Origin of the sequence: Sphingobacterium sp. JUb56 (genome assembly GCF_014191365.1) — a bacterium.
In the GTDB taxonomy this organism is placed as follows: domain Bacteria; phylum Bacteroidota; class Bacteroidia; order Sphingobacteriales; family Sphingobacteriaceae; genus Sphingobacterium; species Sphingobacterium anhuiense.
The window spans coordinates 4,322,552-4,335,358 of sequence record NZ_JACHWL010000001.1 but is presented as its reverse complement, the minus strand read 5'-3'; the positions used below and the strand labels follow the sequence as shown (position 1 = coordinate 4,335,358).

Annotated in this window: 7 protein-coding genes; all 7 read left to right on the top strand. The window is 36.7% G+C overall.

The window, feature by feature from the left end:
• The first annotated feature begins 35 nt into the window (after positions 1-35).
• The 7 genes from argG to FHR29_RS18370 all read left to right on the top strand — a co-directional run bounded on the left by argG (position 36) and on the right by FHR29_RS18370 (position 12,798).
• Positions 36-1,220, top strand: coding sequence for an argininosuccinate synthase (gene argG / locus FHR29_RS18400; RefSeq protein ID WP_132771508.1), 1,185 nt, complete (start codon positions 36-38; stop codon positions 1,218-1,220).
• Positions 1,221-1,411: 191 nt separating this feature from the next.
• On the top strand, positions 1,412-2,425 hold the full coding sequence (gene argC / locus FHR29_RS18395; protein WP_183916236.1) for an N-acetyl-gamma-glutamyl-phosphate reductase: 1,014 nt from the start codon (positions 1,412-1,414) through the stop codon (positions 2,423-2,425).
• 970 nt (positions 2,426-3,395) lie between these two features.
• On the top strand, positions 3,396-6,329 hold the full coding sequence (locus FHR29_RS18390) for a SusC/RagA family TonB-linked outer membrane protein (protein ID WP_183916234.1): 2,934 nt from the start codon (positions 3,396-3,398) through the stop codon (positions 6,327-6,329).
• Between the two features lie 25 nt (positions 6,330-6,354).
• Positions 6,355-7,872, top strand: a complete 1,518-nt coding sequence (locus tag FHR29_RS18385) for a RagB/SusD family nutrient uptake outer membrane protein (RefSeq protein WP_260292206.1) — start codon at positions 6,355-6,357, stop codon at positions 7,870-7,872.
• A 13-nt stretch (positions 7,873-7,885) separates the two neighbouring features.
• Complete coding sequence (locus tag FHR29_RS18380; RefSeq protein ID WP_183916232.1) at positions 7,886-8,557, top strand: hypothetical protein; 672 nt, start codon at positions 7,886-7,888, stop codon at positions 8,555-8,557.
• Between the two features lie 7 nt (positions 8,558-8,564).
• A complete protein-coding gene (locus FHR29_RS18375) occupies positions 8,565-9,596 on the top strand; it encodes a DUF5007 domain-containing protein (protein ID WP_260292205.1) in 1,032 nt (343 codons plus the stop codon).
• A 28-nt stretch (positions 9,597-9,624) separates the two neighbouring features.
• Positions 9,625-12,798, top strand: a complete 3,174-nt coding sequence (locus FHR29_RS18370; RefSeq protein WP_183916227.1) for a SusC/RagA family TonB-linked outer membrane protein — start codon at positions 9,625-9,627, stop codon at positions 12,796-12,798.
• Positions 12,799-12,807 lie beyond the last annotated feature (9 nt).

The window sequence follows — 12,807 nt, the reverse complement described above, 5'->3', positions numbered from 1 at the left end:
CATTCCGAGGTTTATCAATGAATTAATCCAAAAAGATGAAAAAAGTAGTTTTAGCATTCAGTGGTGGGTTAGATACATCATTTTGTTGTATTTATCTAACACAAGATTTAGGTTTAGAAGTTCACTCAGTAGTAGTTAACACAGGAGGTTTTTCCGATGAGGAATTAAAACAGATTGAAGAGCGAGCTTATGCTTTAGGCGTAAAGTCGCATACAGCTATTGATGAAACAGAAGACTATTACCGCGAAACTATTAAATATTTGATTTTTGGTAATGTATTGAAAAATGCAACTTATCCATTATCAGTATCCGCTGAGCGAGTTTGTCAAGCGACCGCTATTGCCAATTATGCTAAGAAAATTGGAGCAGAATGTGTAGCGCATGGATCTACAGGTGCGGGCAATGATCAGGTACGTTTTGATATGATTTTTCATACCTTAATTCCAGGAGTGGAAATTATTACGCCAATCCGTGATTTGCAATTATCGCGCGAAGATGAAATAGAATATTTAAATAAACATGGTGTCGAATATTCAGCTGAGAAAGCTAAATACTCGATTAATAAAGGTCTTTGGGGTACTTCAGTAGGAGGAGCAGAGACATTAACATCCAATCAATATTTACCAGAATCCGCTTGGCCAACACCAGTAACTTCTACAGAACCTCAGCAGATTACGATTGATTTTGTAAAAGGTGAACCAACAGCATTGAATGGAAAAGCATTAGATGCGGTACGTGTAATTCAAGAATTACAAGCATTGGCACAACCTTATGGTATCGGTCGTGATATCCACGTAGGAGATACCATTATTGGTATTAAAGGCCGTGTAGGATTTGAGGCAGCTGCATCCGTTATTTTGATAAAAGCACACCATGCTTTAGAAAAACATACGTTGACTAAATGGCAATTATCTTGGAAGGATCAGATTGCAGGGTTTTATGGCAATTATATGCACGAAGGACAAATGCACGACCCTGTAATGCGTGATATCGAGGCATTTTTACAATCTACTCAGGAAACTGTAACAGGAAAAGTGATTATCGAGTTACACCCTTACCGCTTTGTCGTTATTGGTATCGAATCGGAATATGATTTAATGTCTAATAAATTTGGAACATACGGTGAAATGAACGCTGGATATACAGGTGACGATGTAAAAGGATTCTCTAAAATATTTGGTAATCAAACCATTATTTGGCATAAAGTTAACGGAAAGTAAGCATTATTGTAATTCGTTTAATTCGAATTCGTCACTTATTTCTTTGTTAAAATACAATGGATCCCATGCTCACCATTTGAGATAGGGATCCATTTTTTACATACATTGGACCGATAGATGTGTCACTGGATATCCTAAATTAGTAGTCCATCCATCGTATCGTAGTACAATTAAAATCTAAATACTAAAAAATGATAAAAGTAGGAATAGTAGGATCAGCAGGGTATACTGGAGGAGAATTATTACGCGTGTTGATTTATCATCCGGAAGTTGAAATTGTATTTGCCAATAGTGCCTCCAATGCAGGCAATAAAATCTATGAAGTACACAATGATCTATTTGGTGATACGGAATTAACATTCTCTTCAGATTTTCATTCAGATATAGATGTATTATTCTTATGTGTAGGTCACGGAGATGCTCGTAAGTTTTTGGATAAAAATCCAATTGATCCTTCTGTGAAGATAATTGATCTATCTCAAGATTACCGTTTGAAAGCGAATACGGCGTACAACGATAAGAATTTTGTATATGGTTTACCTGAACTGAATAGAGATAAAATTAAAACAGCTCACTATATTGCAAACCCGGGTTGCTTTGCAACAAATATTCAATTGGCTCTTTTGCCATTGGCAGATAAGGGTTTATTACCGAGTCAGATTCACGTGAATGCAACGACAGGATCTACAGGAGCAGGACAGAAACCAGGCGCGACTACACACTTCTCGTGGCGCAATAATAACCTATCAGCTTATAAATCTTTTGAACACCAGCACTTGCAGGAAATATCGGAATCTTTAGCGCAATTGCAAGATGGATTCCTTCCTCAGTCAGATCAATCCTTACTAGATAGAGCTGCAGAGAGAATCAATTTTGTTCCGCAACGAGGTGATTTTGCAAGAGGGATATTTTCAGTTATATACGTCGATTCAGATTTATCTGAAGAACAGGCTTATGAACTTTACGAAGCTTATTATGAGGGACATCCCTTTACCCATGTGAGTCGTAAAAATATTGATTTAAAACAAGTTGTCAATACAAATAAAAGTATTGTTCATATAGAAAAACACGGTAACAAATTATTAATCTTGAATGCAACAGATAATTTGTTGAAAGGCGCATCAGGACAAGCCGTACAAAATATGAATTTAATGTTTGGTCTAGATGAAAGAGCAGGGTTAAATTTGAAGAGTGTAGGGTTTTAAGCATATACTTTATAAGAAGAGGCAGCCTCAACCTCTTCTTACTGATGTACTCAGATTTATTTACTTTCTAAGTAACATGGATTGGGAACGCCTATTATTAATAATGTCATATTCAAGCGCATCCATCCATCTTTCTGCTAATTTTATTATACCCATAATTAAGTGAATCCTATCGATTTTCCGCTACGAATGAATTAAAAATAAGCTTCCCAAGATCATTTCTATCAGATGCAACTAAAAATTTAACTTTCCCTAGATAGATGCAGGTTGTGCAAAAAGCGTATTTGATTTTAACGGAGGGTATACACATCACTAACCTATCTTCTTATAAATTTACCTTCTTTAATAAGAACATCTAATGCTCTAAAAGCATGTTAAGTAGTAATATTTAAAAAACCATCCAAAATTGCCAATAAACCAATGGGCAATATGAACTGGATAGCATCAAGACACATTGCCTGATTGCGGTATTCATGGGTTACGATAAGAAATCAATCGGCCATAATATTTAAGACTTTCCTTAAACTCCCGATGGTCATCCTGTTTTTAGGTTAACTTTTATAGTTTCCTTCTCTTAGTGCAAGGGTCTCATACAATTCTATTATCTGTAATCAAACATTTTTTTGATCTTAAATTAGTAGTAATCTGCTATTTATTCACATTGGCTAGCGTTGTTTTTTAATTATTCTTAATCTATTAGGATTAAGGTACCTTCAAATTTAAAGGAGTTTTAGTCGTCTAATTACTACAAAAAAAATACAAACTTATGTATAGCATAACTTTTCGCAACCGTTTGCACATTTTACGCAAACGGTTTCGTTTCAAAGCGATAATGGTGTATTTAAAATAATGTTATATAATTGTTACTAACTATCAATTATTAAAACGCTTATAAATAGCGAATAGCCGCAGCTTATTAGACTAACCATAAGGGTTGCATTTTTAATTTTTAAGCCTAAATTAAAATCGGATGAAAAGACTTTTTTGTTTTTTATTTCTTGTCCCGATGTTGCAAAAAGCGTATGCCCGTTCTTCGGAAATGTGGATAATGCAACAGGACACTTCAGAGATAAGCGAAGTGGATCAACAAATTTTGCGAGGGAGGTTAAAATCCTTATTGCAAAAGCGACCGGTCAAGGATAGCCTTAATTTCAAACAGGTGGAAACCTTACCTCTGGTAAGTATTTCCGAAGTATTGAAAGGTCAAATTTCTGGACTATATGTCCAGGAATCAAGTGGAGAACCTGGTTCTTACAAGAATATGGTTATTCGAGGACTCGGAAGCCCTCTTCTTGAAATCAAAGACGCCATTAATGTACAGCCAGCGGTTTATATTAATGGAGTACCTATTGCAAGAGAGAATAATTTTACTTATTCTATTCAACAAAATCAATTTAATCGTATCGGACCTGCAACAGATAATTTTGCGGGTATTGACTTATCAACGATTGAATCTATCCAAGTGATAAAAGATCCGATTGAATTGGCAAAGCTAGGCCCTTTAGCTGCTAACGGTGCAATATGGATTTTAACCAAGCCTGGTAAAGAAGGGCAACGTGAGATCAGTTTTGATGCTTATGTTGGATTAGCAACAAAGCCGACTGTTACTCCGGTCAATGCCCAGTATGAAAACCAATTCAGATCTTCATTCTACAGTAAATATGCTTCAGCCGGTGATAAATTAGCTTATCCTGGGTATTTAAGTGATTCGACCAATGTTAATTACTATGGTCCGGCAAATTGGAATGAAGAATATTATAAAATTACTCCAATTTACGGTGGAAATTTAGGAATCCGTGGCGGTGGTGATCGTGCTAATTTTGCTTTTATGGGTGGTTACACTAAAAATGCAAGTTCTGCCGATAAAGCAAATTTTGAACGATATAATGCTTTATTCAATGTGAATATGGCCCCATATAAGTGGTTTAATTTCGGAACCACGGTTAATGCAAGCCGCAGCTTACGTGATCGAAATAGAAGTTTACGCGACCGTTTTGGAGAAGCGTCTTATGTGCCAGATCTTTCCGTACCGATTTCGCCTAATAAAGACATGTATAGACAATATGTTGATGTCTATAAAAAAGCTATTGATAACAACTCGGTCAACATGATTAATCTTTTAGTCAATCTAGATTTGTATTTTCTGCCAAATCTGAAATTTAATACAAACTTAGGAATTGATTATTCTGAAGGCGCTCGACAAGCATTTTTTCCGGGATCATTGATGGAGACAAATAATTACATGTCTAGTTACTTTGGATTCAACCAGCGTTTAGTTTTTAGCAATTCTTTAGATTATAATTTTACACTGCAAGATCAACACAAATTTAATTTTGTCTTAGGGTCAAATTATACACAAGATTTGTACCGTTACCACTATTCACGTGCTTATGACGGACCAAATGATTTTATCAAAGTGAATGTCGTGAATGGGGATCCAAACAATAGTGGATACCTTATACCAATTGGTGGATTATATGTCAATCGCTGGACAAACAGAGAAGATTTTAGGTTGCATTCCCTTTATTTATCCGGAGCTTACAGCTGGAAAGATAAGTTAGATATCAATGCCGTTATTCGCTACGACGGTTCTTCTACCATGCAACCCGATTCACGTTGGTTGACTACACCCGCAGTTTCTGCCAAATATCATCTCATTAATGAATCGGAAGATGCAGCTATGGACAATTTGAGTGTCAAAGCTTCATGGGCTCGTATTGGCAAGCCAATTTTTACAAGTAAGTATGCAGTAGGACCAAATTATACCGCAGATTTAAGCTGGGGAACTGAGAAATCACTTGTTTCTTACAACGGCTTTGCAGTAGCATCACGCCCATATTCAGATGGGTGGGTTGGATATGGTATCGATTGGCCTTATACAGATCATGCAGAAGTTACAGTAGATGGTGCATTCTTGGATAAGAAGATTGATTTTACTTTATCCGCATATCAAAAGAAAGATGTCAATCAGCTGATCAATATGCCGATTCCTGCAGAATATGGTTATTCTGGACAGATCATCAATGGTATGACTGTGCAAAATAGAGGAATAGATTTAAACCTAGGTGCACATGTGTTAAGTAATCCGGAAGGATTGCAATGGGATGCTAGTTTAAACCTGAACTGGAACCAGAACAAATTAACAGCATTACCAAATGGGAAACAGGAACTAAAAGTAAGTAATCGTTTATTAAAAGTAGGTGAGGCCATTGATCAATTCTGGCTTTATGAGAACCAAGGAATTTACAATACAGAAGCTGATATTCCCGTTCAAAATGGCCAAAAACTACAGTTTGACGGTGTGGATTTTGCCGCTGGAGATCCGGTTTGGAAAGATCAAAATGGCGATTTCAAGATCGATGAAAAAGATCGTGTGCTAAAAGGAAACGCAATGCCAAAATTAGTTGGAGGTTTCAATAATCAATTTAGATACAAAGGTTTTGAGTTGAATATGCAATGGTACTTTGCTTTAGGTCACAAAGCACTGAATCAAAGAGCATCCACAAAGTATGATTTTATCAATACTGAAAACACCAATTCTTTGGAGGGTATCCGAGAAGTATTTCATTGGCAACAAGATGTTGATATTACGAAATACCCAATTTATAACCCCTGGAGTCCTATTGTCGCATATCGGGTGGATCAAGATCTATTCTTAGAAAATGCTTCTTTCTTAAAATTGCGAGCCTTGACCGTTGGTTATGATCTTGCTCATTTAAATTCTATTAAAGATAAAATAAAGTCAGTACGTCGTGCCTATTTGTATTTGTCTGGAACCAATTTATTGACCATTACCAAATTTTCAGGTAAAGATCCCGAGTTGATTGATTTTAACGGTTACTACACAGGTTACGGCCTGCCTATGTCTCCAATTGTCAGTATGGGAATCAAATTGGATTTATAAAGCTAATTATTGAATGATGTTTAAAATGAAAAGATATAATCAATGGGGAAAATACCTACTCTTTATGATGGGTATTACTGTGCTAAGCACATCCTGTAATAAAAAATTGGATATCGTTGCAGTTAATGTGGGAGCAGAAGGTAAAGAATGGAATTCTTTATCGGATACTCGCGCACACTTGATGGGTATATACGGTTTAATGCGCGCAGCAATGGTGGACAATTATGGACACTGGGTATATGGCGAGATGCGTTTTGGCGATTTTAACTCCTATTCTCGTGCTGATTTACGTGTAGTACAAGAGAATAAATTAAAGTCTGCTTATCCTTTGATTAAAGGTTTGACAGACTGGCGTCGCTTCTATGCTGTTATCAATGCAGCATCACTTTTTATCGAACGTGCGCCAGAAGTTATGGCAAAAGATACTCGCTATACAGAGCGTGATCTTAAATATGATGTTGCTCAGGCACGTACGATCAGAGCTATGATGTATTTTTATATGGTACGTATATGGGGTGAAGTTCCTTTATTAAAAGATTCTTACGATAATGGGAGCTTTTTAGAGGTAGATAAAGCAACAGAAGCTACCGTTCTGGCATTTGTAGAAAAAGAATTATTACAAGCAGCTCAAGAGCTCCCTTATACATATGCATCGGGAACTCAAAACTATTATGGTGAAAGCTATTCTACATGGGTAGGTGTACTGGTCAATAAAATTACAGCATATTCTTTGTTAGCTCATGTTGCCGCATGGCAAGGCAAATACATCAATGCCGACGTCTACTCGAAGTTTGTGATTGATAATTTTTCTAAATCAGGTTTATCCTTATTATCAGCACCAAATTTGGTAGATCCTACAAATGGTCTTTTTGGACCAAGTGATCGCGCGCAAATTTTAGCGGTACGTTCTTCGTACGAGCTTGGTGAGGCAACTAATACAGGTCATATTGAGTCGTTGACATTAGGATATCCCATCGTAACCAAAGCAAAACCAGATATTTTTGTTAACAGAGATACCATCAACAATATTTTTGATGATGTCAATGATACTCGCTTTGGAATCGATTCTGTTTCAGGGTTAATAAGAACAAATTATTTTTCAAACTATAATGGTGATATTCCAATCTTTAGTAAGATTAAGGTCATACGTAATGGCTCAGGTGATTCTGATTTCTCCATATTCGGATCCAATTTAGTATTCACTCGTTTAGAAGAGATATACTTATTGCATGCTGAGGCTAAAGCCGTACTGGGACAAAAAGACGAAGCCATCAAAAACCTGAATATCATCAAAGCACAGCGTGGATTGAAGCCTTATATCAATACCTCTCCAAAAGATATTTTAGATGAAATTTTTTTAGAAAGAAGACGTGAATTGATGGGCGAGGGCTGGAGATGGTACGATCAGATACGTTTGGCAAAGATCAAAAAGAACAATGCGGTGTTGAATGATCTTATTGCAAATGGAGGAATCTATTGGCCGATATCTTCGGATGTCTTGGAGCGTAATTCAAAATTGGTACAAAATTCATATTGGAAATAACCTAATAATAACCATGATGAAAAAAATATTATATGTAGGGTTTTCCTTCCTCTTCCTAGTCATTGCACTCAGTAGCTGTAAAAAAGGAAATACCTATTACGAAGATTATCAAGTAAAATATACCGAATACGATGGTACAACATTACAATTTTTAGAAGAGCAGAATTCGGTATATGATTCTTTACTGTTAGTATTAGAGAGAGTTCCAAATCTACGGGCGAGATTAAAAAATCCACTGGATACCCTTACTTTCTTTGCAATGACAAATAACAGCTTTACTAATGCAATCGATGCGATGAATGCCGTGAGAAGCGCAGCTGATAGACCAAAGTTGTATTTAGAAGATGTTCCACAGCCCTTGATCGATACACTGACCTATCATTATGCTTTCAATGGAAATTATGATACGGACAATCTAAAAGAGTTTGTCGAAGGGAGAGAAGTTCTCAGCATTGATAAGTATCGCATGACAATGAAGTACAAGGTGACATCGGCTTCGGGTATTGTAAATGGAGGACAGCAACAGATTATCTTGAGCGATATGAACAATTCTATCTTTCAACGTTACTGGCAGGAAAGTAATGCTTCTGTAGTTAATATCCGTACGAAAAATGGAAGATTACATATTTTGGCTCCAAGTCATAATTATGGTTTCTCCAAACTGGCCAAACTCCTAAATAAATAATATGAATATGAAATTATATAGCACGATTAGACACATTGCTTTATGTGGACTTGGGCTTTGTGTATTGGCATCTTGTAAAAAAAATATCCCTACAGATCAGGATTCCTTAGGAGAGGATGTTGTATACAATACCCAAATATTTCAGCCGATTTTAGGAAGAAATACATTTTTTAACAATATTCTCAATGTCGGACAAAACACCTCCCAACCGCTAACATTTAAAATTATCAATGTTAGGGATGTGGATGGACAGCCTACAACCCTATTCAATGATAAATTTCCAGTTAAAATCTGGGAGCAACCATATACTGGAGAAGAAAAATCCTTAGCGGAGATTGAAAGTAAACGTAAAACAGAGTATCGCCCATTATTAGAAATTTTAGAGAAATCTGGAAATATTAATTTTTGGGGACAATCTGGAAATTCCGGTTTTGTTAAAGCCCAACCAGATTCAGGTTATGTTTTTGATATTGAATTAACCAATTCAGGTGGCCGTCGGTACTTACGTAATTTTAAATTGAAACCCCTTAGAGAACGACCTTTTGAACCAAGTCTTGTTGATCCAATCACAGGATTATCAATTTTACCATATTCTTATGTTTCCATTATTTCGGGCAATATGCGGACGGATAGAACTAATTCTGGTATGTACAATAGTGATGTCCTTGTCTATTTCAATAAATTAGAAAGTAAAGGTAAAGATTCTAAAACACTAACAATAAGTTTTTTAGATTCATTGAATAATCCTGTTGATCCGAAAAAGTTTTCAAATACTAATTGGGAAAAACTGGTACATGGTTTTAATCATCGTTTTGAGAATAACAAGGTGGTGTATGACGTAGCTTATCCGATTCCTTTAACAAATGTAACCTCGGACTACACTTTAGGAGGTTATGCTTTTATGCAATTCAAATTTCGTAAAAAAGGTGATTCCGGCTTTATAGAAGATTATTACATCGGACAATTATTTTCCATTTATGAAGAAGGAGATTGGGAGATTCAATTTCGTTTTCCCAATGAGCTACCAAAATTTGATTGATAATACACCAATGATTTAGCTAACAATTATGAAACAGTTTTGTATAACGATACTTCTTTTTACCAGCATGTTGGGAAATGCGCTCTTGGCGCAAACCAAAATGGTAAAAGGGACGGTTAAGGGAACCGATAATAAACCCTTAAGTGGCGTTTCCATTAGATTGGAATCACCAAAACGAGATCTTGGTAAAACAGGTAGTGATGGAAGATTTGTGATTTCTGCACCTGTAGATGGCGTAGTGGTATTTTCTTACCAAGGATATGGCACGGTTAAAACAACCGTTACAGCCTCTAAAAACGAGTATAATATCGAGATGGGCAGTAAGAATCAAGAAATTGATGAAGTTGTCGTTGTTGGTTACCAACAGCGTAAGAGAGAAACATTAACGGGTTCTGTAGTAACCATTTCTGGAAAGGAAATTCAAGATATTCCGGCAGGAAACTTTGTCGACTTATTGCAAGGAAAAGTCGCGGGTATGAATATTCAAAATAACACCGGTAGTCCAGGTATGCGCGGTACAATAGCAGTACGGGGTATCTCCAATTTTAATGTTTCGGGGAGTGGTGACAATGCTTTTTTGACTCCTACATCACCTTTGTTTGTTATTGATGGCGTTCCTATCGATGATAACTCGGGTTACGAATATGGTTTTGAAACAGCGGGACCAGGTGTATCGCCGATCTCCATGATTCCGCCAGAGGATATTGAAGATATTACCGTATTGAAAGATGCACAGGCAACAGCTCTATATGGATCGCGTGGTGCGTATGGTGTTATCTTGGTGCGTACAAAACGCGGAAATTCTAAAGTGCCATTGGTACAATACCAAGGACAGTTTTTCATGAGTTCCGTACCAAAATTGCGTAAAGTGATCGGTGGCCGTGATGAACGTATGCTACGTGTGGAGCAAATTTTGATGAATGATACTACATTAGCAGCAGCATATAAGCGTATCAATGATTCACCCTTATTAGCAGATAGTTTAAATCCATACTATAACAATTCAACCGATTGGCAATCCTATTTCTATAGAAATACCTATAACCAGACGCATAACGTCAATATCTCTGGTGGAGAACGCGTGTTCAACTACAAAGTGAATATGAACTATTACGATGAGAATGGTATTATTGCCAATACAGGTTTCAAACGCTATACGGTACAGTCCAATATGCAGTATGAACCAAATGATCGTTTCCGAATGATGGCCAATGTGAATGCCAATTTAGCTCAAAATCAGATGGGTAGTGGTAATGCGATGATGCAAACCGGAGTCGGAAAATCAGTAAATACGACATCTCTTTATCCTGCACCATCGCTATTCTCTGGAAGTATGGGCGCATTATCGGCACTAAATGTCGATGATCAAAATAAAACAGGTAATTACGTTGCACAGGTAGAATTGCAGTATGAACCCATTAAGGGCTTAAGAGCGACATCTACTTTTAATTATAATTATACAACATCAACTAAAGATCGTTTTACTCCCGAATTATTGCTGGGTAATAGTTCAGAAGTATACGGTTATTACGATAATAAAAGTAAAGTATATAACCGAAATTTAATTTCATGGGTAAAAGCAATTAAGGAAAAGCATGTCTTTAATATTTACGGATTTTCGGAGATGGAAATTTCGCAATCTTCGGCGAATCTTAATAGGATTAAAGGAACAGCCAATGATCAGTTTCAAGCAGGTATCAGCTATAATACACGCCGATCATTAGGTGGTTTGTTGAATAGTCTTACAAATTTTCGTTCCATAGCTTATGCGGGTAATGCATCATATAATTACGATTCCAAATATATCATTGATTTAACGTATCGTGTAGACGGTACATCAGTGACAGGCGGAGCATCGCCATGGACAGCAAATCCATCATTGGGTTTCCGATGGAATTTCAAAAAAGAGAAATTTATGGAGAATATCTCTTGGTGGGATACTGGATTTTTCCGTGGATCAGTTGGGCGTACCATTAGTCCTACAGGAACATTGTCAGATCTTTATGGATGGTATAAAATTGATGACGGACGTTATAATAACAGACCGACAACTTCACTAGATTTAACAAATGCTCCCAATACGGAACTTGTACCTCAAACGACCACGCAATGGTCAGTTGGTGCTGAGTTAGGATTTTTTAACAGTGCTTTATATTTAACTTACGAAACCTATTACAAGCAGTCGGATAAGATTTTACGTAAAAAAGCGATTGCAAATCACAATGCTTTTGGAAATGTGTTGACAAATGAGGCAGCAATGGTCAATATGGGGCACGAGGTTTCTTTAAATTTCAGACCTAAATTAGCCAATTCGGATTGGGAATTAAGTGGTACGGCTACTTTTGCATTAAACCGTGATTATACGACAGCTTTGCCTGACGGAGTTCGACAATTGATTGATCCTGACAATACTTCTGGATTTAATTTACCGCAGTTTTTTAGATTAGGAAGAAATCCTTTAACGTTTGTATTATATGATTATAAAGGAGTATACAGATCAGATGAAGATGTTCCTGTTAATCCGTTAACTGGTCAACGTTATCGTGCAGGTGGAGAATTCTCCGAAGGCAAGTACTTCCGTGCCGGTGATCCTATTTTTACCGATAGAAATGGCGATTATATTTTGGATGAAAATGATTTGGTATTTGTTGGAAATGCTCAACCTGCTGTGACTGGGGGTCTTTCACTCTATACAAGATTCAAAAACTGGTCTCTACGTACACAATTTTCTTATACAGTAGATCGTGATATCCTAAATACAGCTTTGACAGATCGTTTCCGTAATTACGATCGTCCGAATGGAATTAAAGAAGGCGATTTGAATTATGTTCCAGGGGCTTATGTACCATTAGATGCATATAATGTGTGGCGCGAGTTGGGAGATAACGCCGATTATCCAAATGTGTCCGATTTTACACGCTTGTCTTTGTACAATCCTTACCGTTATAACTCAACGATGTTTATGGAAGACGGTTCATATTTTAAAATTAATTCGGCAACATTGGGATACAACTTCGACCGCAAATGGATTCAGCGGTATGGTTTGACTTCTGCAAGGATTAATTTTACAGCAAACAATATCTATACATTCAGTAGATATTCTGGTCCCGATCCTGAGATCGTAACTGGTGTAGGGCGCGATGGGTCAAACGGTTATCCGAGTAAAAGAACGTACTCACTGGGTCTTAGTGTACAATTTTAATTTGATGAT